General features: G+C 71.5%; 13 protein-coding genes. 11 read left to right on the top strand and 2 right to left on the bottom strand.

Annotated features, from left to right (window positions below; genetic code table 11):
• Positions 1-82 precede the first annotated feature (82 nt).
• The 7 genes from mtnA (at position 83) to ACIQU6_RS13030 (ending at position 9,381) form a co-directional block, all read left to right on the top strand.
• Positions 83-1,255, top strand: coding sequence for an S-methyl-5-thioribose-1-phosphate isomerase (gene mtnA / locus ACIQU6_RS13060; protein ID WP_403481687.1), 1,173 nt, complete (start codon positions 83-85; stop codon positions 1,253-1,255).
• On the top strand, positions 1,252-1,929 hold the full coding sequence (mtrA, locus tag ACIQU6_RS13055; RefSeq protein WP_018542117.1) for a two-component system response regulator MtrA: 678 nt from the start codon (positions 1,252-1,254) through the stop codon (positions 1,927-1,929). Before mtnA ends, mtrA begins: the two co-directional genes overlap by 4 nt.
• A gap of 1 nt (position 1,930) precedes the next feature.
• Complete coding sequence (mtrB, locus tag ACIQU6_RS13050; protein WP_403481686.1) at positions 1,931-4,072, top strand: MtrAB system histidine kinase MtrB; 2,142 nt, start codon at positions 1,931-1,933, stop codon at positions 4,070-4,072.
• Positions 4,062-5,969, top strand: coding sequence for an LpqB family beta-propeller domain-containing protein (locus ACIQU6_RS13045; protein WP_403481685.1), 1,908 nt, complete (start codon positions 4,062-4,064; stop codon positions 5,967-5,969). Before mtrB ends, ACIQU6_RS13045 begins: the two co-directional genes overlap by 11 nt.
• A gap of 452 nt (positions 5,970-6,421) precedes the next feature.
• Positions 6,422-7,129 carry a ComF family protein gene (locus ACIQU6_RS13040; RefSeq protein ID WP_403481684.1) on the top strand — a complete coding sequence of 236 codons (708 nt, stop codon included), beginning with the start codon at positions 6,422-6,424 and terminating at the stop codon, positions 7,127-7,129.
• 567 nt (positions 7,130-7,696) lie between these two features.
• The gene (gene hpf, locus ACIQU6_RS13035) at positions 7,697-8,392 is read left to right on the top strand and encodes a ribosome hibernation-promoting factor, HPF/YfiA family (protein WP_403481683.1); all 696 of its coding nucleotides are present in this window, start codon (positions 7,697-7,699) and stop codon (positions 8,390-8,392) included.
• A gap of 233 nt (positions 8,393-8,625) precedes the next feature.
• Positions 8,626-9,381 carry a response regulator gene (locus ACIQU6_RS13030; protein WP_403481682.1) on the top strand — a complete coding sequence of 252 codons (756 nt, stop codon included), beginning with the start codon at positions 8,626-8,628 and terminating at the stop codon, positions 9,379-9,381.
• A 44-nt stretch (positions 9,382-9,425) separates the two neighbouring features.
• Here the strand turns inward: ACIQU6_RS13030 and ACIQU6_RS13025 are convergent, their stop codons facing one another.
• Positions 9,426-10,697, bottom strand: coding sequence for a winged helix-turn-helix domain-containing protein (locus ACIQU6_RS13025; protein ID WP_403481681.1), 1,272 nt, complete (start codon positions 10,695-10,697; stop codon positions 9,426-9,428).
• Positions 10,698-10,955: 258 nt separating this feature from the next.
• Between ACIQU6_RS13025 and secA the strand changes: the two genes are divergently transcribed.
• Positions 10,956-13,796, top strand: a complete 2,841-nt coding sequence (gene secA / locus ACIQU6_RS13020) for a preprotein translocase subunit SecA (RefSeq protein ID WP_403481680.1) — start codon at positions 10,956-10,958, stop codon at positions 13,794-13,796.
• Positions 13,797-13,885: 89 nt separating this feature from the next.
• Here secA and ACIQU6_RS13015 read toward each other — a convergent pair whose 3' ends face one another.
• Entirely contained in the window at positions 13,886-14,602 is a 717-nt protein-coding gene (locus ACIQU6_RS13015; protein WP_403481679.1) for an Rv3235 family protein, read from the bottom strand.
• Positions 14,603-14,880: 278 nt separating this feature from the next.
• Between ACIQU6_RS13015 and ACIQU6_RS13010 the strand changes: the two genes are divergently transcribed.
• The 3 genes from ACIQU6_RS13010 to ACIQU6_RS13000 all read left to right on the top strand — a co-directional run bounded on the left by ACIQU6_RS13010 (position 14,881) and on the right by ACIQU6_RS13000 (position 21,510).
• Positions 14,881-15,387, top strand: coding sequence for a DUF6912 family protein (locus tag ACIQU6_RS13010; protein ID WP_274915426.1), 507 nt, complete (start codon positions 14,881-14,883; stop codon positions 15,385-15,387).
• A gap of 100 nt (positions 15,388-15,487) precedes the next feature.
• Entirely contained in the window at positions 15,488-16,150 is a 663-nt protein-coding gene (locus ACIQU6_RS13005; RefSeq protein ID WP_274919206.1) for an HAD family hydrolase, read from the top strand.
• A gap of 401 nt (positions 16,151-16,551) precedes the next feature.
• Positions 16,552-21,510: an NAD-glutamate dehydrogenase gene (locus ACIQU6_RS13000; protein WP_403481678.1), complete on the top strand. Its 4,959-nt coding sequence runs from the start codon at positions 16,552-16,554 to the stop codon at positions 21,508-21,510.
• The last annotated feature ends 136 nt before the right edge of the window (positions 21,511-21,646 follow it).

Below are 21,646 nucleotides of genomic sequence, written 5' to 3'. Positions count from 1 at the left end.
CATGGCCGATGGCGCTCTGTACCCGTGCCCTTCGAGGAAGACGACCTTCTGTTGGGCGGGTGGTCGGCGGCAGACTGAGGCCATGGCTGATCAGCACGAAGCACCGGAGGCGGGCGGTGGGTCGCTCGCGATCCCGTCGTTGCGCTGGGCGGAACCACCCGAGGGCCCGGCCGTGGTCCTTCTCGACCAGACGCGGCTGCCGGCAGAGGAGGTCGAACTGGTCTGCGCGGACGTCCCGACGCTGGTGCGGGCGATCCGGACGCTGGCCGTGCGCGGGGCGCCGCTGCTGGGCATCGCGGGCGCGTACGGCGTTGCGCTGGCCGCGGCGCGGGGGCTCGACGTCGAGGAGGCCGCGGAGGCGCTGGCGCACGCCCGACCGACCGCGGTCAACCTCGGTTACGGCGTCCGGCGGGCGGCCGCGGCGTACCGGCGGTCGGTGGCCGGCGGCGCCGGCCCAAAGGAGGCGGCGGGGGCCGCGCTGGCCGAGGCGCGGGCCGTCCACGAGGAGGACCGGGCGGCCAGCGCGCGCATGGCGGAGCACGGCCTGGCGCTGCTGGGCGGGCTGCTGCCGCGCGGCGGGCACCGGATTCTCACGCACTGCAACACGGGAGCCCTGGTCTCCGGGGGAGAGGGGACCGCCCTGGCGGTGGCGTTGGCGGCGCACCGGGCGGGCGAGCTGCGGCGGTTGTGGGTGGACGAGACCCGGCCGCTGCTGCAAGGGGCACGGCTTACCGCCTACGAGGCGGCGCGTGCCGGGATGGCGTACACGGTGCTGGCGGACGGCGCGGCGGGTTCGCTGTTCGCCGCCGGCGAGGTGGACGCGGTGCTCATCGGCGCCGACCGGATCGCGGCGGACGGCGCGGTGGCCAACAAGGTCGGGAGCTATCCCCTGGCCGTGCTCGCCCGCCACCACGGCGTCCCGTTCGTGGTGGTGGCACCGACCAGCACGGTGGATCTGGAGACGAAGGAGGGGAGCGCCATAGAGGTGGAGCAGCGGCCGGGCGGCGAGGTGACGGAGTTCTCCCTGCCGCACCTGCGAGGTGCCGGAGGGGAGGCCGGCGGCGGGGTGCCGGTGGCGCCGTTGGGCGCGCCGGCCTACAACCCGGCCTTCGACGTCACGCCCGCGGAGCTGGTGACGGCGATCGTCACGGAGGCCGGGGTGGTGTCGCCGGTGACCGGCGAGCGTCTGGCGGACGTGTGTTCCGCCTCACGATGGAGAACGTCACGATCAGGTAATGGGATGATGGCCGAATGAAGGGACGCGTCCTGGTCGTCGACGACGACACCGCACTGGCAGAGATGCTCGGCATCGTGTTGCGCGGCGAGGGCTTTGAACCGTCGTTCGTGTCGGACGGCGACAAGGCGCTTGCTGCGTTCCGCGAGACCAAGCCCGATCTTGTGCTGCTCGACTTGATGTTGCCCGGGCGGGACGGCATCGAGGTGTGCCGGCTGATCCGGGCCGAGTCGGGCGTACCGATCGTCATGCTGACCGCCAAGAGCGACACGGTGGACGTGGTGGTCGGCCTCGAATCAGGTGCGGACGACTACGTCGTCAAACCGTTCAAGCCCAAGGAGCTGGTGGCCCGGATCCGGGCGCGGCTGCGGCGCTCGGAGGAGCCGGCGCCCGAGCAACTGGCCATCGGCGACCTCGTCATCGATGTGGCGGGGCACTCCGTGAAGCGGGACGGGCAGTCGATCGCGCTGACCCCGTTGGAGTTCGATCTGCTGGTGGCGCTGGCGCGCAAGCCGTGGCAGGTGTTCACCCGCGAGGTGCTGTTGGAGCAGGTCTGGGGCTATCGGCACGCCGCGGACACCCGGCTGGTCAACGTCCATGTGCAGCGGCTGCGTTCGAAGGTCGAGCGGGATCCGGAGCGGCCGGAGATCGTGGTGACCGTGCGCGGCGTCGGCTACAAGGCCGGGCCCAGCTGAGATGACCCGGGACGGTTCGGCCCCCGAGGGACAACGGGGTCGCACCGTCGCTCCTGCGGGTGAAATGTCCTTTTCGGATCGGTTGGCGGCACGGTTGCTGCGTGGTGGGCAACTGCTGCCCGACGGTGCGGTGAGCGGGCCGGTCCACCCCCTGCTGCGGCTCTTCAGCCGCTGGGTGCGCCGCCCGCTGCTGCCCGCGCTGCGACTGTGGCGGCGCAACATCCAACTCCGGGTGGTCGCCACCACGTTGCTGATGTCGCTGGCCGTGGTGCTGCTACTCGGCGTCGTGGTCGTCGGCCAGGTCCGCAACGGCCTGCTGACCGCCAAGGCGCAGGCCGCCCAGAGCCAGGCCGTCGGCGGCTTCGAGGTCGCCCGGAAGCTCGCCGACGGCGGCGACGACAACCACACCGACGACAGCAACCGCACCGCCAGCCGCGGCTCCCAGGACTCCGCGACCTGGCTGACCAGCCTCGTCGAGCAACTCGCCAGCGGCGGCCAGGGCGTGTTCTCGGTCGTCGCGCTCAGTTCCGACTCCGACGAGCCGTTCGGCGACGCCACGCCCGGCACCCGCGGACCGCGCGCCTCCGGGGACGTCGACCCCGAGCGCAGCGTCCCGCCGGACCTGCGGCGGAAGTTGGACAGCAAGTCAGGGACGTTCCGCCAGTACACCCAGATCCGGCGCAGCGGATCCCACGACGGCATGCCGGCGCTGATCATCGGCAAGCGGCTCAACGACATCAACGGCAACCAGTACCAGCTCTACTACCTCTTCCCGTTCAACCAGGAAGAGGAGTCCCTGAAGCTGGTCACCGGCACGCTGGCGACCGCCGGGGTGTTCGTGGTGATCCTGCTCGGCGCGATCGCCTGGCTGGTGGTCCGTCAGGTCGTCACGCCGGTGCGGATGGCCGCGGGGATCTCCGAGCGGCTGGCCGCCGGCCTCCTCCAGGAGCGGATGAAGGTCACCGGCGAGGACGACATCGCCCGGCTCGGCGAGTCCTTCAACAAGATGGCGCAGAACCTCCAACTCAAGATCCAGCAGTTGGAGGAACTGTCCCGGATGCAGCGGCGGTTCGTCTCCGACGTCTCGCACGAACTGCGCACCCCGCTGACCACCGTGCGGATGGCCGCCGACGTCATCCACGAGGTGCGGGACGAGTTCGACCCGGCCACCGCGCGCTCCGCGGAGCTGCTGCGCGGCCAGCTCGACCGCTTCGAGTCGCTGCTCGCCGAACTGCTGGAGATCAGCCGGTTCGACGCCGGCGCGGCGGCCTTGGAGGCCGAGCCGGTCGACCTGCGCGACGTGGTCCACCGCGTCATCGAGGGCGCCGAACCGCTCGCCGAGCGCACGGGCACCCGCATCGTCGTGCGCGGCGCCGAGCACCCCGTCATGGCCGAGGCCGATCCGCGCCGGGTGGAGCGGATCCTGCGCAACCTCGTCGTCAACGCCGTCGAGCACGGCGAGGGCCGCGACGTCGTGGTCCGGCTGGCGTCCGCGGGCGGCCGCAGCGACGGCGCGGTGGCCGTCGCGGTCCGGGACTACGGCGTCGGCCTCAAGCCCGGCGAGGCGACCAGGGTCTTCAACCGCTTCTGGCGCGCGGACCCGGCCCGGGCCCGGACGACCGGCGGCACCGGGCTCGGCCTCTCCATCGCCATCGAGGACGCCCGGCTGCACGGCGGTTGGCTCCAGGCGTGGGGCGAGCCGGGCGGCGGCTCCCAGTTCCGGCTGACGCTGCCCCGTACGGCCGGCGAGACGCTGCGCGGCTCCCCGATACCCCTGGAGCCGGAGGACTCCCGGCGCCACCGCGGCCTGGACGAGAACGGGCGGCCCCGTGTGGGCCGCAAGCCCGCCACCGTCCCGGCCCAGCCGCGCCCCGGCACGCCGCACGCCCCGGCCCGGCCGGCATCGGCCCCGGCCGCGATGCCCCCCGGCGGCTCCCGCGCGCTGCCCCCGCAAGGGACCGCGCCGATGGCCGAGGACGCGCGCGCCGACGACGCGACCCCCGACGACGCGACACCCAACGCCGCGCCGGGCGAGGATGTTTCGGACAAGGGTGCGGGGCGGCGCGGCGGTCCGGCCGCGGACCGCACCGAGCAGGAAACCGTAGGCGATGTGGAGCGGGAAGGCGGGCGGCGTGGGCGCTGAGCACGAAGAGACGCGCACCGCGAGGCTCCGGGGGTGGATACCACGGCGCGCCGGCACCGCGAGCCCGGGGCGGATGGGCAAGAAGGCCGTTCTGCTGGGCTGCGCTGGGGCGTTGCTGGCCGGCTGCGCCTCGATGCCGGACGGCGGCGACGTCACGGCCGTCGACCCGTCCCCGCGCGCCGACGGCGACTCCCAGGTGCGGGTCTACGGTGTGCCGCCGGCGGAGGGCGCCCAGCCCACCAACATCGTGCGCAGCTTCCTGGACGCGACCACCAGCGACGAGGCGGACTTCCGCACGGCCAGGATGTATCTGGCCGCGTCGGCGAAGCGGACCTGGCGGCCGTTCCTGATGACCAACGTGCTCCAGGAGCGGCCCAAGTCCGAGCCGGAGGCCCAGCCCGGCCGCGAGGGCGGCGACGGCTACACCGTCACGCTCGCCGGCAGCCAGGTCGCGACGGTGGACGGCAACCACGCCTACACCCCGGAGGAGAAGCCGTACCGCGCGACCATCCACCTCATCAAGGAGGGGGACCAGTGGCGCATCGACCGGCTGCCCGACGGGCTGGTGTTGGGGCAGTCCGACTTCCAGCGCATCTACCGCTCCGTCAACAAGTACTACTTCGCCTCCTACAAGTCCGAGTCGGACGACCCCAAGGCGACCAAGAACGTCCTGGTCGCCGACCCCGTCTACCTGCGACAGCGGATAAAACCGATCACGTCCAGCGTGGACGCGCTGCTCACCGGGCCCACCGACTGGCTGGACCGGGTGACGAGTTCGGCGTTCCCGCCCGGCACCCGGCTCGCCGCCCGCGACCTGTCCCTGGACGACAGCAACAGCCTCCAGGTCAAGCTCAGCAAGCAGGCGGTGAACACCGACACCGCCCAGTGCAAGCGGATGGCGGCGCAACTCTTCTTCACCGTCCAGGACATGACGCGCGCCTCGAAGATCAGCGAGGTGGAGCTCCAGGACCCGAGCGGCAACTCGCTGTGCGCGCTGACGCAGGATCAGGCCAACCAGGACTTCGTGGCGCCGGGGCACAACGGGCCCTCCGGCCGGGAGTACTTCATCGACGCCGGGCACCGCGTCGTCGCGATGTCGGACGCGACCACCGAACCGACGCCGGTGCAGGGGCCGTTCGGCACCGGCCAGACCCCGCTGCGCTCGATCGCCATCTCCCGCGGGGAGACCACCGCGGCCGGGGTGTCCGGCGACGGCCGGTATCTGTACGTGGCCGGGCTGGAGGCCGGCGCCGCACGCGGTGCGCCGCTGATGACCAGTACGAGTACCAACACCGGCGCGGGCAAGGGCGCCGACGAGGGCCTGACCGCGCCGAGTTGGGACGGGCTGGGCGACCTGTGGATCGCCGACCGGGACGCGCACGGGTCGCGGTTGCTGCGGATGCGCGAGGGCAAGGGCGACCCCGAGGAGGTCTCGGTGCCCGGCCTCGGTAACCGCCGGATCAAGGCGATCAAGGTGGCCGCGGACGGCGTCCGGATCGCGATCCTGGTCGAGGACAAGGGCCGTACGACGCTCCAACTCGGCCGGGTCGAGCGGGACGGCACCTCGGCGCACCCGGTGCTGTCGGTGCAGGAACTGCGGCCGATCGCGCCCCAGTTGGAGGACGTGGTGGCGGCCTCCTGGGCGGGCGGCAGCCGACTGGTGGTCGTGGGCCGGGAGGCCGGCGGGGTGCAGCAGATGCAGTTCATGGAGACCGACGGTTCGGCGTCGGACGCGCAGACGCTGCCCGGTGTCAACGGCGTGAAGGCGGTGGCCGCTTCGGAGGACGAGACCCGCCCGCTGATCGCGGACGCCACGGAGGGCATCGTACGCCTCCCCCCGGACGCGAACTGGAAGACGGTGGCGAAGGACGGGACGGCGCCGGTCTATCCGGGGTGAGCTCTCCGTTTGCCGGCGCGGTGCTGATTGCCGTCGGGGGCGTGGCGGTTGTCCTGGCTTTGGTCTGCTGAGTGTCTGGTTATCTGGCCTCCTGGCCTTGTTCGTGGGGTGTGTTGGGCGCCGGGTGTCTGAGGTAGGGGCTTCTGGTGCGGGGCGCTCGGCGGCGGGGGTTGGCTTCTTGTGTGTGACTGGCAGGCGCGTGGCCCTCGGCGGGGGCGGATGAGGGGTGGCTCCCTCCCGCGTACCGGGTCCGTTGCCGGCGGTGCGTAGTCGTGCCCGTGCCCCTGCCCGTGCCCCTGCCTTGGCGTGGGCGCATCGCCGTGGCTGCTGTTGATCTGTGGTGGATGGGCGGTGGTTCAGGCCCGGTCGCTGTCCCGTCCGCTTCCTTCGCCCCGTGCGTGGAGTTATCCACAGGGATGGTGGCCCGGCGCGCAGGTCGCGAAAGTGGAGTCATGCGGGGGGTGTGGCGGGAACTGGCGGGGCTGGTGCTGCCGGTCGACTGTGCGGGGTGTGGTCAGCCGCGTACGGAACTGTGTGCGGAGTGCCTTCGGGCGCTGTGGCGCGGTGGTCGCGGTGCCGGGCGGGTACGGCCGTGGCCGGTGCCCGCGGGGCTGCCGCGGGTGTGGGCCGGTGCGCCGTACGCCGACGAGGTGCGGGCCGTGCTGCTGGCCCACAAGGAGCGCGGCGCGCTGCCGCTGGCCGCACCGCTCGGAGCAGTGTTGGCGGGGGCGGTGCGGGGGGTGGGGGGAGGGGGCGGGGGCGCCCCCCTCCTGCTGGTGCCGGTGCCCTCCGCCCGTAAGGCCGTCGCCGGTCGTGGTCACGACCCCGTGCGCAGGATCGCGTGGGCGGCCGCTGCCGAGCTGCGGCGGGCGGGGCGCGGGGTGCGGGTATTGGCGGTGTTGCGGCAGCGTCGTGCGGTGGTCGACCAGGCGGGGCTGGCCGCCCGGCAGCGGCTGTTGAACGTCGCGGGTGCACTGGAGGTGCCGGGCGCGGCCGGGAGGCTGCTGACGGGGGCGTCGGTGGTACTGGTGGACGATCTGGTGACGACGGGGGCCACGCTCGCCGAGGCGGCGCGGGCGCTCAGGGCGGCCGGGGGTCGGGTGGTGGGTGCGGCGGTCGTGGCTGCACCCCGTAGTTCTTTCCTTTTCAACGGAAGCTGAGGCGTTCCGACGGAAGCCGAGGCGTTCCGCGGGAGCCGGGGCGATTGCGTCCCGTCGGATCGGGAGATCCGGAGCCGTTGGCCGCACTCGCACCCGCCCCCAACGCCTGGTGCCGGGCACAGGACCGGATGCCGGGCCGGCTGCGGGACCGGACGCCGGATCGCACTTCGGACATCCCGCAAGACCGGGCCCGGGTCTCTCCCCCGATTTTTCTCCCCCGGGCCGGGTGACGCGAGCCGCAAAGGGAACTGGGCCGGGAACAGCGTCGTTGCTGGTAGTGAGGGGCGATTTTCACTCAAACGGAGCTGGTCGGGGTGAGGGGGTGCCGACACCCGTCCAGTAGAGCTATGTTCGGTTGTGAGGACTTGGCAGACGCTTTGCCTCGGATGTCGTATTGCATGCGTTTCGGGGTTTTTCGCCGATCCTGAAAAGTGGGAGTGGAGAGCTCGTCCTTGGGGGAGGAGGAGGTGAAAGTCGCCAGTCCGAGGCTCCGGCACTCACCGGGGCCTGGTGCAAGAAGGAGTTGCTCCGCTTGCTGAGCGGGGCGATCCGGGAACGGAGTTCTGCGTGGACATCGTCGTCAAGGGCCGCAAGACCGAGGTGCCCGAGCGGTTCCGCAAGCACGTGGCCGAGAAGCTGAAGCTGGACAAGGTCCAGAAGCTCGATGGCAAGGCAATCAGCCTGGACGTCGAGGTGTCCAAGGAGCCCAACCCGCGGCAGGCCGACCGTTCCGACCGAGTGGAGATCACCCTCCGCTCCCGTGGCCCGGTGGTCCGGGCCGAGGCGGCCGCAGCCGACCCGTACGCCGCTCTGGACCTGGCCACGGCCAAGCTGGAGGCGCGCCTGCGGAAACAGAACGACAAGCGTCACTCGCGCCGTGGCAACGGACGCATCCCGGCGAGCGAGGTCGCGGTCACCGTCCCCGACGCGGCGCGGCTGAACGGCCACGGCCTGACGGCCGCGGAGGAAGCCGCGGAGGCGGAGAAGGTGCCGACCACCCGGATGGGATCGCTGGAGATCCAGGGCGAAGGGCCCGTGATCGTCCGGGAGAAGACCCACTCCGCCGCGCCGATGGCGCTCGACCAGGCGCTCTACGAGATGGAGTTGGTCGGACACGACTTCTATCTCTTCGTCGACGCCGAGACCAAGCAGCCGAGTGTCGTCTACCGGCGGCACGCCTATGACTATGGCGTCATCCACCTGAATTCCGACGCGTTCGGAGAGGAATCGCCCGGCGGCGCAGGGGGCGCACTGGGCGGCTGATCCCCATCCGTTAGGTGCCCCCGGCGCACGCCCGGGGGCACCATCGTGCCTGCGGAAGGCTGGAGTTGAAGCCGTATAGTGTTTGTGCCAGCCGGGGAGTATGTGGGCACGAAACGGCGACATGCCGGGGAGACGGTCGTATGGCATTGATCGGGCTGGCCGCAAAGGGCTGTTGTCAACCAGCCTTATATCCAAGCTCTGGCCTTCGGCCGAGTAGTTGACGGGGAGGAACCATGGGGGAGAGTTTCGGGCCCGCGCGGGGTGATGCGGGCGGCGACGTCTGCGGCGTGGGGGTCGACGAGGGGGAGAGCGCGCGAGTGCCGCGCAAGGAGCCGATCCGCGTCCTCGTCGTGGACGACCATGCGCTCTTCCGTCGCGGTCTGGAGATCGTGCTGGCGCAGGAGGAGGACATCCAGGTCGTCGGCGAGGCGGGGGACGGCGCGGAGGCGGTCGACAAGGCCGCCGACCTGCTCCCCGACATCGTGCTGATGGACGTGCGGATGCCCCGGCGCGGCGGGATCGAGGCGTGTACCTCCATCAAGGAGGTGGCACCCAGCGCGAAGATCATCATGCTGACGATCAGCGACGAGGAGGCCGACCTCTACGACGCGATCAAGGCCGGCGCCACCGGATACCTCCTCAAGGAGATCTCCACCGACGAGGTGGCCACCGCGATCCGGGCGGTCGCGGACGGCCAGTCGCAGATCAGCCCGTCGATGGCGTCCAAGCTGCTGACGGAGTTCAAGTCGATGATCCAGCGCACCGACGAGCGACGGCTGGTGCCGGCGCCCCGGCTCACCGACCGCGAGCTGGAGGTGCTCAAGCTCGTCGCCACGGGCATGAACAACCGTGATATCGCCAAGGAGTTGTTCATCTCCGAGAACACCGTCAAGAATCACGTGCGCAACATCCTGGAGAAGCTGCAACTGCATTCCCGGATGGAAGCCGTGGTCTATGCGATGCGGGAGAAGATCCTCGAAATCCGCTGAGGCCGGGGGCGGTTCGCCCCCGGGCCGGTGCCGGGCGAGGGAGGTCAGCGCGTGGTGTCCTGTCGGGCGTCGCGGGGTATGGGGGTGTCCTGGCCGTCGGTGCGGGCGAGTTCGGTGCGCAGGGCGGCGGCCAGTCGTGGGTCGTCGCAGCGCTCGATGTGGACGGCGTCGCAGTCGACCCAGGTCGCGGCCTCGCGGAGGGCCTGAGCCATGGGCCGCACGGCCTTGGGGCCGTGCAGGGAGAGTTGGCGGGCGACGAGGGTGGTGCCCTCGCGGGCCGGGTCGACGCGGCCCATCAGCTTGCCGCCGGCCAGCAGGGGCATCGCGAAGTAGCCGTGTATCCGCTGGGGCTTGGGGACGTACGCCTCCAGGCGGTGGGTGAAGTCGAAGATCCGCTCGGTGCGCGGGCGGTCCCAGACGAGGGAGTCGAACGGGGAGAGCAGGGTCGTGCGGTGCCGGCCGCGGGGCGGCGCGGCGAGCGCCTCGGGGTCGGCCCAGGCGGGCTTGGTCCAGCCCTCGACCGCGACCGGTACCAGTCCGGTGTCCTCGATGACGGCCTCCACCTGCTCGCCCCTGAGGCGGTGGTAGTCGGCCAGGTCCGCGCGGGTGGCCACGCCCATCGCGGTGCCGGCCTGGGCGACCAGGCGCCGTACGCACTCCGCGTCGTCGAGGTCGTCGTGCAGCAGTGGTCCGGGGACGGCGCGCTCGGCGAGGTCGTAGACCCGCTTCCAGCCGCGGCGCTCGGTGCAGACGACCTCGCCGGTGTCCAGCAGCCACTCCACCGCGATCTTGGTCTCGGACCAGTCCCACCACTCGCCGCCCTTCCGGCCTCCGCCCAACTGCGAGGTGGTCAGCGGCCCTTCGGCCGTCAGCCGCTCCAGGACGGCGGCGCAGGAGCGGGCGGAGTCCTTCATGACGTGCCAGCGGTGGCCCTTGGCCCGTCGGGCGCGGCGGCGGAAGGCGAAGTGCGGCCACTCCTCGATGGGCAGGATGCAGGCGGCGTGCGACCAGTACTCGAAGCTGTGCGGCCGGGCCGGGGAGCCGTCCCCGGGGCCCGCCGACCAGTAGGCGGTCTCGACGGTGGAGCGGCCGACGGCGCCGAGGCGGGCGTAGGGGACCAGCTCGTGGGAGCGGGCGAGCACCGAGATCGTGTCGAGCTGGACCGCGCCCAGGCTGCGCAGCACCCCGCGGACGCCGGCCCGTCGGTCGGGGGCGCCGAGCAGGCCCTGGGCCCGCAGCGCCAGCCGTCTGGCGTCGTCGGCGGACAGGGTGGTCACAGGGGGTGGCGTGGGCTGTCGCTGCGTCACGGCGGTCATGGGGCACAGCGTAGGTGTGGGCACTGACAACGCCCCGCGGCCATGTCGTCGAGACGGTCGGGCGGAAAGTTTTCCGGCACCTTCTCGCGGGCTCGTGCGTTGACGTGGCGTGGGGTCGGCGGGCTCGGCGGCGGCGGACCTCCCGGCCGGACAGCGTCCTCCTTTACGATGGCCGTTGCGGCGGGGCCTGCCCCCTGGAAACATGCCGCGCCCGCGCACTCGACCGTGCAGGCCCGACCGGCAAGGAGACCAGCCCAAGTGTCCGTCTTGACGAAGATCATGCGTGCAGGCGAAGGAAAGATCCTGCGCAGACTGCACCGCATCGCGGGCCAGGTGAACTCCATCGAGGAGGACTTCGCGGCCCTCTCCGACGCCGAGCTGCGGGCGCTCACCGACGAGTACAAGCAGCGCTTCGCCGACGGTGAGAGCCTCGACGACCTGCTGCCCGAGGCGTTCGCCACGGTCCGCGAGGCCGCCAAGCGCGTGCTCGGCCAGCGGCACTACGACGTCCAGCTCATGGGCGGCGCGGCGCTGCACCTCGGCTATGTCGCGGAGATGAAGACCGGTGAGGGCAAGACCCTGGTCGGTACCCTCCCGGCGTATCTGAACGCGCTGTCCGGCGAGGGCGTCCACCTGATCACGGTCAACGACTACTTGGCCGAGCGCGACTCCGAAATGATGGGCCGGGTCCACAAGTTCCTGGGCCTGACGGTCGGCTGCATCCTGGCCGACATGACGCCGGCTCAGCGTCGCGAGCAGTACAGCTGCGACATCACCTACGGCACCAACAACGAGTTCGGCTTCGACTACCTGCGCGACAACATGGCGTGGTCGAAGGACGAACTGGTCCAGCGCGGCCACAACTTCGCGATCGTCGACGAGGTCGACTCGATCCTCGTGGACGAGGCCCGTACGCCGTTGATCATCTCCGGTCCGGCGGACTCGGCCACCAAGTGGTACGGCGACTTCGCCAAGTTGGTGCAGCGCCTGAAGCGGGGCGAGCCGGCCAACCCGCAGCGCGGTGTCGAGGAGTCCGGCGACTACGACGTCGACGAGAAGAAGCGGACCGTCGGCATCCACGAGTCCGGCGTCGGCAAGGTCGAGGACTGGCTGGGCATCGACAACCTCTACGAGTCGGTGAACACCCCGCTGGTCGGCTACCTCAACAACGCGATCAAGGCCAAGGAGCTGTTCAAGCTCGACAAGGACTACGTCGTCATCGATGGCGAGGTCATGATCGTCGACGAGCACACCGGCCGTATCCTCGCCGGTCGCCGCTACAACGAGGGCATGCACCAGGCCATCGAGGCCAAGGAGGGGGTGGAGATCAAGGACGAGAACCAGACGCTCGCCACGATCACCCTCCAGAACTTCTTCCGCCTCTACAGCAAGCTCTCCGGCATGACCGGTACGGCCATGACCGAGGCCGCGGAGTTCCACCAGATCTACAAGCTGGGCGTCGTCCCGATCCCGACGAACCGCCCGATGGTCCGCAAGGACCAGGCGGACCTGATCTACCGCACCGAGCCCGCGAAGTTCGACGCGGTCGTCGAGGACATCGCCGAGAAGCACGGGAAGGGCCAGCCGATCCTGGTCGGCACCACCTCGGTCGAGAAGTCCGAGTACCTCTCGCAGCAGCTCAAGAAGCGCGGTATCGCCCACGAGGTGCTCAACGCCAAGCAGCACGACCGGGAGGCGACGATCGTCGCCCAGGCCGGCCGCAAGGGCGCGGTGACGGTCGCCACCAACATGGCCGGCCGCGGTACGGACATCAAGCTCGGCGGCAACCCCGACGACCTCGCCGAGACCGAGCTGCGTCAGGCGGGGCTGGACCCGGTCGAGCACGTGGAGGAGTGGGCGGCCGCGCTGCCCAGTGCCCTGGAGCGTGCCGAGGCGGCCGTCAAGGCGGAGTTCGAGGAGGTCAAGGAGCTCGGCGGGCTCTACGTCCTGGGCACCGAGCGGCACGAGTCGCGGCGGATCGACAACCAGCTGCGCGGTCGCTCCGGCCGGCAGGGCGACCCGGGCGAGTCGCGGTTCTACCTCTCCCTGGGCGACGACCTGATGCGGCTGTTCAAGGCGCAGATGGTCGAGCGCGTCATGGCGATGGCCAACGTGCCCGATGACGTGCCGATCGAGAACAAGATGGTGACGCGGGCGATCGCCTCCGCCCAATCGCAGGTCGAGCAGCAGAACTTCGAGACCCGCAAGAACGTCCTGAAGTACGACGAGGTCCTCAACCGCCAGCGCGAGGTCATCTACGGCGAGCGGCGCCGCGTCCTGGAGGGCGAGGACCTCCAGGAGCAGGTCAAGCACTTCATGGACGACACCATCGACGCCTACATCCAGGCGGAGACCGTCGAGGGCTTCGCCGAGGAGTGGGACCTGGACCGCCTGTGGGGCGCGTTCAAGCAGCTCTACCCGGTCAAGGCGAGCATCGAGGAGCTGGAGGAGGAGGTCGGCGACCGCGCGGGCCTGACCTCGGAGTTCATCGCGGACGCCATCAAGGACGACATCCACGAGCAGTACGCGGCCCGTGAGGAGCAGCTCGGCTCGGAGATCATGCGGGAGCTGGAGCGGCGCGTGGTGCTGTCCGTCCTGGACCGCAAGTGGCGCGAGCACCTCTATGAGATGGACTACCTCCAGGAGGGCATCGGCCTGCGGGCGATGGCCCAGAAGGACCCGCTGGTCGAGTACCAGCGCGAGGGCTTCGACATGTTCACCGCGATGATGGAGGGCATCAAGGAGGAGTCCGTCGGCTACCTGTTCAACCTGGAGGTCCAGGTGGAGCAGCAGGTCGAGGAGGTTCCGGTGGAGGAGTCCGGCGACCGGGCCGAGGCGGCGCAGGGCGACGGGGACGCCGTTCCGGCGGCGGCCGGCGCGGGGCGCCCGGAGATCCACGCCAAGGGTCTGGAGGCGCCGCAGCGTCCGGACCGGCTGCACTTCACCGCGCCGAAGGTCGACGGCGACGGCAGCGTCGTCGAGGGCGACTTCGTCAGCGACCTGGAGTCCGACGGGCCGGCGCGCTCGGAGTCCGACGGGATGACCCGCGCGGAGCGGCGCAAGGCGCAGAAGGGCGGCGGGCGGCGCCGCAAGAAGTAGCCGACCACCGAGCACCGCGCGAAGGGCGCCTGGCCATCCGGCCGGGCGCCCTTCGCGCCGTCCCGGGGCGGGTGCCTTGAGGCGTGCGGTCAGGGGAGGGGGCCGAGGTCGAGGGCGGCGCAGCGCCAGCGGGCGTCGGTGCCCCGTTCCAGGCGGAACGCCAGGGCGCGCAGCCGGGCGCCGGTGGTGATCCGGGCGAACGCCTCGATGATGCCCTCGCGGGGGCGGCACAGGCCGCAGGCGTGCAGGGCCGGGACGGGAGCGCGCAGGCCCGGGGCGACGTAGGGGCGCAGGGGGGACAGCGGGGCGAGTTCGGCGAGCCGGTCGTAGGCGTCGGGGAGGGTGTGGCCGAGGAGGGCGTGGACGGGGCGTTGGCCGCTGAGGGTGAGCAGGAGTTGGTGGGCGAACCAGAAGTGCGGCCGGTTCTCGTGGGCGCGGCGTTGGGCGCCGGGGGTGGGGAGCGTGGGGGCGGTGGTACCGGGGCGGTGCTGTGTGGTGTTGGGGGCGAGGTAAGGGGTGCGGGTGGGGCCGCGATTGCCGGATGAGCCGGGGCCGCGGCCCGCGGGACCGTTGGGGCGGCGGGTGCCGCGGCGGGCCGGAGGGGCGGTGCGCCGCGGCGCGGCGGGCGGCGGCACGGGGTCGGCGGCGGGTCCGTTGGCGGAGCCGGGTGCGGCCGGGGTGTCGGGGGTGCGGTCGGTGGGGGAGCGGCGGGGCCGGGGGACGGTCGGAGCGGGCGCCTCGGCGGTGCGCGCGGTCGGTGCCGTGGCGCCGGTCGGTGCGGTGTTCTGGCTGGTCGGATCGGTCATCGCGGTGCCCCCTCAGGCCGGGCCCGGAGCGTTTACCGGGCGGTAGCTTGTGGTGAGCGATCTTGTCGGCGGGCGCCGGCCTCAGCAAGGCGTCCGGCGGGCCGGGAGACGGCGGTCGATTTTCACCCGTCCGTGGCGCGGGCCCGGGATCACGGGGCGGGTCCGGGACGGCACCGGGGCCGCGGCCCGGCGGCCCGGCGGGAACGCGGGCGGCACGAAGGGGGACGCACCGCCGTATGCTGGCGGGGATTGTTCTGGATCTAGCGAGAGCGGCTGTTATGCGTGTCTACGTTCCCCTGACGCTTTCCGGGCTCGCTGAGGCGCACAAGAGCGGCGAGCTGGCGGCCGGCCCGCTGCTCGCGTACGCGGTCACGCCCGCGCTGCGGGAGTGGTACGTGTCGGACGACATCGAGGAGCTGGAGTACGCGGCGTTGAACCGCGCGGCGCAGGCGTCGCTGCGGCTGCTGGCCGGCCACCCGGACACGGCGCGGCGGCGCGTCGTGGTGGCGGTGGACGTGCCGGAGCGCAGCGCGGCGGTGGACCCGGACCGCGGGCTGGACCAGTCCGCGCTGGGCGAGGTGCGGGTCGCCGGGCCGGTGCCGCTGGCGAAGGCCGCGGCGGTGCACGTGGACTCCGCGGACGCCGAGGAGGACGTGGCGGCGGCCGCGGCGATGCTCGGCGCGGCCGATCTCGGCGACGACGACGCGCAGTTCACGGTGGACGGCGCCGAGGACCACGACCTGATGTGGTTCGGGGTGCAGGAGATCCCGCAGTTGCTGGGGTGACACCCGGTCCGGCGGGCTCGACCTCGACCCGGCGCCGTTGTCGGTGGCGGCGGGTACGGTTTTTCCCATGGCATTCGCACGGGGGGAAGGACCGGACGGTATGAGGAAGCCCGCCGCACACATCGTGTGGGACTGGAACGGCACCCTGTTCCACGACATCGACGCCGTGATCGCGGCGACCAACTCCGCCTTCGCGGAGATCGGCCTGGAGCCGATCACGCTGGAGCGCTACCGCGAGCTGTACTGCGTGCCGGTGCCACGGTTCTACGAGAGACTGATGGGCCGGCTGCCGACCGAGGCCGAGTGGCTGGTGATGGACGCGGCCTTCCAGCGGCACTACACCGAGCACCGGGCGGGGTGCGGGCTGGCCGACGGCGCGGCGGCGCTGCTGGAGTCGTGGCAGGCGGCCGGGCGGAGCCAGTCGATCCTCAGCCTCTTCGGCCATGACGAGTTGATACCCCTGGTGCAGGGGATGGGCATCGCCTCCCGGTTCGTCCGGGTCGAGGGCCGCACGGGGCCGTCCGGAGGGTCGAAGAGCGCGCACATGGTGCGTCATCTGGCGGCCCTGGAGGGCGTCGACCCGGGGCGCACGGTGGTCATCGGGGACGCCGTCGACGACGCGGTCGCCGCCCGGGACGCGGGGGCCCACGCGGTGCTCTACACCGGTGGATCGCACAGCCGTGGCAGCCTGGCGGTCGCCGGGGCGCCGGTGGTGGACAGCCTGGCCGAGGCCGTACAGGTCGCGGAGGAGCTCGGCGCGTAGGGCCGTGGAGTCCGGCCGGTCCGGGCTGCGGCTAGGCATACGACGCCCCGGCGGTCCGTTGTCCAGAAGGGCTAAGTTAGAGGTGTGGTTTTACGTGCACGGCGCATAACCGGCCACTTGCCGGGAGCGATAGCCTTGCACCGTGATCAGCGCGATAGCCCGCGGGGGTGGCAAGGCCCCCGCCGTGCGCCCGGGACACCACCGTGACCGGGCGACCGCTGATCGTTGCGGCCGCCAATCCATGTCGACTTCGTCAAAACTCGTCGACGACGGCCCGGCCTTTCCCCATCGCGGCATAGCGTCGACAGCGACAGGACACCCCGCGTCGCGGTGGCGTTGTGCGGCTTCATCGGAGTTCTTCCACAACGTCACGCAACGGCGCGCGACAGGAGCCAGAGGACATGCAGACCAAGCTGGACGAAGCCAAGAACGAGCTGCTCGCGAGGGCTGCCCGGGTAGGTGAGAGCAGCCCGGCCGGGGGCACCCCGGTCCGCGGGCTGGACCCGGACACCCTCGCCGGATACCTCCAGCGCTACTACCTGCACACCGCCCCCGAGGACCTCGCGGACCGCGACCCGGTCGACGTCTTCGGTGCCGCGCTCTCCCACTTCCGCCTCGCCAAGCACCGGCCGCAGGGCACTGCGAATGTGCGGGTGCACACCCCGACCGTCGAGGAGAACGGCTGGACGTGCAGCCACTCCGTCGTCGAGGTGATCACCGACGACATGCCGTTCCTGGTCGACTCGGTCACCAACGAGCTCTCGCGGCAGGGGCGCGGCATCCACGTCGTGATCCACCCGCAGCTGACCGTCCGCCGGGACGTCGCCGGCAAGCTGATCGACGTCCTCGACGCGGGCAGCGAGATCCACGGCCCCAACGGCCGTGCCCAGGCCGCCGAGTTGCCGCACGACGCGGTCATCGAGTCCTGGATCCACGTCGAGATCGACCGCGAGACCGACAAGGAGGACCTCAAGCAGATCACCGCGGATCTGCTGCGGGTGCTCTCCGACGTCCGCGAGGCCGTCGAGGACTGGGACAAGATGCGCTCCGCGTCGCTGCGGATCGCCGAGGAACTGCCCGCCGAGCCGATCGCCGACGACATCCGCGCCGAGGACGTCGAGGAGGCCCGGGAGCTGCTGCGCTGGCTCTCCGACGACCACTTCACCTTCCTCGGCTACCGCGAGTACGAGCTGGCCTGCGCGCCCGGCGACGACGGCGTCGACGAGGACGTCCTGTCCGCCGTGCCCGGCACCGGCCTCGGCATCCTGCGCTCCGACCCCGCGCACCGGGAGAGCGACGCCGGCCACCCGGTCTCGCCGTCCTTCAACCGGCTGCCCGCGGACGCCCGTTCCAAGGCCCGCGAGCACAAGCTGCTGATCCTCACCAAGGCCAACAGCCGCGCCACCGTGCACCGCCCCTCCTACCTCGACTACGTCGGCGTGAAGAAGTTCGACAAGGCGGGCAACGTCATCGGGGAGCGGCGCTTCCTGGGCCTGTTCTCCTCGGCGGCGTACACCGAGTCCGTCCGCCGGGTGCCGGTGATCCGCCGCAAGGTCGCCGAGGTCCTGCAGGGCGCCGGCTTCAGCCCGAACAGCCACGACGGCCGCGACCTGCTCCAGATCCTGGAGACCTACCCGCGCGACGAGCTGTTCCAGACCCCGCCGGACCAACTGCGGACCATCGCCACCAGCGTGCTCTACCTCCAAGAGCGCCGCCGGCTGCGGCTCTACCTCCGCCAGGACGAGTACGGCCGCTACTACTCCGCCCTCGTCTACCTCCCGCGGGACCGCTACACCACCGCCGTCCGGCTGCGGCTGATCGACATCCTCAAGGAGGAACTGGGCGGCACCAGCGTCGACTTCACCGCCTGGAACACCGAATCGGTCCTCTCCCGGCTGCACTTCCTCATCCGCGTCGAGCCGGGCACCCGCCTGCCCGAGCTCACCGACACGGACGTGGACCGCATCGAGACCCGCCTGGTGGAGGCCGCCCGCTCCTGGGCCGACGGCTTCGCCGAGGCGCTGACCGCCGAGGTCGGCGAGGAGCGCGCCGCCGAGCTGCTGCGCCGCTACGCGCACGCCTTCCCCGAGGGCTACAAGGCCGACAACAGCCCGCGCGCCGCGGTCGCCGACCTCACGCACCTGGAGAAGCTCACCGGGGAGCCCGGCCGGGACTTCTCGGTCAGCCTCTACGAGCCGGTCAACGCCGCGCCCGGAGAGCGCCGGTTCAAGATCTACCGCCGCGGCGAGCCGGTCTCGCTGTCGAAGGTGCTGCCGGGCCTGAACCGCCTGGGCGTCGAGGTCGTCGACGAGCGCCCGCACGAGCTGCGCCGCGCCGACGCCACCCTCGCGTGGATCTACGACTTCGGCCTGCGGATGCCCGAGCACGTCACGGCCGACGACGCCCGTGAGCGCTTCCAGGAGGCGTTCACCGCGGTGTGGACGGGCGCCGCGGAGAGCGACAACTTCAACAAGCTGGTGCTCCGCGCCGGCCTCGACTGGCGCCAGGCGATGGTGCTCCGCGCCTACGCCAAGTACCTGCGGCAGGCCGGCTCGACCTTCAGCCAGACGTACATGGAGGACACCCTCTCCAACAACGTCCACACCACCCGGCTGTTGGTCTCGCTCTTCGAGGCGCGGATGTCGCCGGAGCGGCAGAGCGCCGGCACCGAGCTGACCGACGGTCTGCTGGAGGAGCTGGACGGCGCCCTGGACCAGGTCGCCTCCCTGGACGAGGACCGCATCCTGCGCTCCTTCCTCACCGTCATCAAGGCGACGCTGCGCACCAACCACTACCAGAGGGACGGCGAGGGCAACTGGCGCCCGTACCTGTCCATGAAGCTGGACCCGCAGGCCATCCCCGATCTGCCGGCGCCCCGCCCGGCGTACGAGATCTGGGTGTACTCGCCCCGCGTCGAGGGCGTCCACCTGCGGTTCGGCAAGGTCGCGCGCGGCGGTCTGCGTTGGTCGGACCGGCGGGAGGACTTCCGCACCGAGATCCTCGGCCTGGTCAAGGCGCAGATGGTGAAGAACACCGTCATCGTGCCGGTCGGCGCCAAGGGCGGCTTCGTCGGCAAGCAGCTTCCCGACCCGGCGCAGGACCGGGACGCGTGGCTGGCCGAGGGCATCGCCAGCTACAAGACCTTCATCTCCGGCCTGTTGGACATCACCGACAACCTCGTCGGCGGCCAGGTCGTGCCGCCCAAGGACGTCGTCCGGCACGACGAGGACGACACCTACCTGGTGGTCGCCGCCGACAAGGGCACCGCGACGTTCTCCGACATCGCCAACGAGGTCGCCGAGTCCTACGGCTTCTGGCTGGGCGACGCGTTCGCCTCCGGCGGCAGCGCCGGCTACGACCACAAGGGCATGGGCATCACCGCCCGCGGCGCCTGGGAGTCGGTCAAGCGGCACTTCCGGGAGCTGGGCCACGACACCCAGACCCAGGACTTCACCGTCGTCGGCGTCGGCGACATGTCCGGTGACGTCTTCGGCAACGGCATGCTGCTCAGCGAGCACATCCGGCTGGTGGCCGCCTTCGACCACCGGCACATCTTCCTCGACCCCAAGCCGGACGCGGCGACCTCCTACGCCGAGCGCCGCCGGCTGTTCGAGCTGCCGCGCTCCTCGTGGGCGGACTACAACACCGAACTGCTCTCGCAGGGCGGCGGGATCCACCCGCGGTCGGCCAAGTCCATCCCGATCAACGCCCAGGTGCGGGCGGCCCTCGGCATCGAGCCCGGCGTGAAGAAGATGACGCCGGCCGATCTGATGCAGGCCATCCTCAAGGCCCCGGTCGACCTGCTGTGGAACGGCGGCATCGGCACGTACGTGAAGGCGTCGACGGAGTCGCAGGCCGACGTGGGCGACAAGTCCAACGACGCGATCCGGGTCAACGGCGAGGACCTGCGGGTCAAGGTCGTCGGCGAGGGCGGCAACCTGGGCCTGACGCAGCTGGGCCGGATCGAGTTCGCCACCGCCGGCGGGAAGATCAACACCGACGCGATCGACAACAGCGCCGGTGTGGACACCTCCGACCACGAGGTGAACATCAAGATCCTGCTCAACTCCGTCGTCTCCGACGGCGACATGACGGTCAAGCAGCGCAACAAGCTGCTGGCGCAGATGACCGACGAGGTCGGCGCGCTGGTGCTGCGCAACAACTACGCGCAGAACACCGCGCTGGCGCTGGCCATCGCCCAGTCCTCCAGCATGCTCCACGCCCAGCAGCGCTTCATGCGCCGCCTGGTGCGCGACGGGCATCTGGACCGGGCGCTGGAGTTCCTGCCCACCGACCGGCAGATCCGCGAGCGGCTCAGCGCCGGGCGCGGCCTGACCCAGCCGGAGACCGCGGTCCTGCTCGCCTACACCAAGATCACCGTCGCCGACGCGCTGATCCAGACCGGGCTGCCGGACGACCCCTACCTCCAGCACCTGCTGCACGCCTACTTCCCCACCGCGCTGCGGGAGGACTTCACCGGCCAGGTCGACGGGCACGCGCTGCGCCGCGAGATCGTCACCACGGTGTTGGTCAACGACACCGTCAACACCGGTGGGACCAGCTTCCTGCACCGGATGCGGGAGGAGACCGGGGCGTCGCTGGAGGAGGTCGTCCGGGCGCACACCGCGGCCCGCGCGATCTTCCGCCTGGGCCAGGTCTGGGACGACGTCGAGGCGCTGGACAACGTGGTCGCGGCCGACGTCCAGACCCGGATCCGGCTGCACTCGCGCCGGTTGGTCGAGCGCGGCACCCGTTGGCTGCTCAACAACCGCCGCCAGCCGCTGGAGTTGTCCGGGACGATCGACTTCTTCGCGGAGCGGGTGGCGCAGGTCTGGGCCGAGCTGCCGAAGCTGCTCCAGGGCGGCGACCTGGAGTGGTACCAGACGATCCTGGAGGAGCTGACCGACGCCGGGGTGCCCGAGCCGTTGGCCGTCCAGGTCTCCGGCTTCTCCTCGGTCTTCCCGGCGCTGGACATCGTCGCCATCGCGGACCGCACCGGCAAGGAGCCGCTGGCCGTCGCGGAGGTCTACTACGACCTCGGTGACCGGCTGCGGATCAACCAACTGCTGGACCGGATCCTGGAGTTGCCGCGGAACGACCGCTGGCAGTCGATGGCCCGGGCCTCGATCCGCGAGGACCTCTTCGCCGCGCACGCCGCGCTCACCTCGGACGTGCTGGCCGTGGGCAACGGCTCGGCGACGCCGGAGGAGCGGTTCAAGGCGTGGGAGGAGACCAACCTGGCGATCCTGACGCGGGCCCGGGCCACGCTGGAGGAGATCCACGGGTCCGAGGGCTTCGACCTGGCGAACCTGTCGGTGGCCATGCGGACGATGCGGACGTTGCTGCGGACGCACAGCTGAGGTGGGTGGGGCGGCGCCCATGGGGTGCCGCCCCCTCGTGCACAAGCGCCGGACGGGCTGGGAGTGCCCGTCCGGCGCTTGTGTGTGGGGCCGGGTGGTGCGAGTGGGGCCCCTGGGGGTGTGGTGCGGAGAGTGG

Origin of the sequence: Streptomyces sp. NPDC090442 (assembly GCF_044769405.1) — a bacterium.
In the GTDB taxonomy this organism is placed as follows: domain Bacteria; phylum Actinomycetota; class Actinomycetes; order Streptomycetales; family Streptomycetaceae; genus Streptomyces.
The sequence above is the reverse complement of the archived record's forward strand: the minus strand, read 5'-3'. Positions and strand labels throughout refer to the sequence as shown.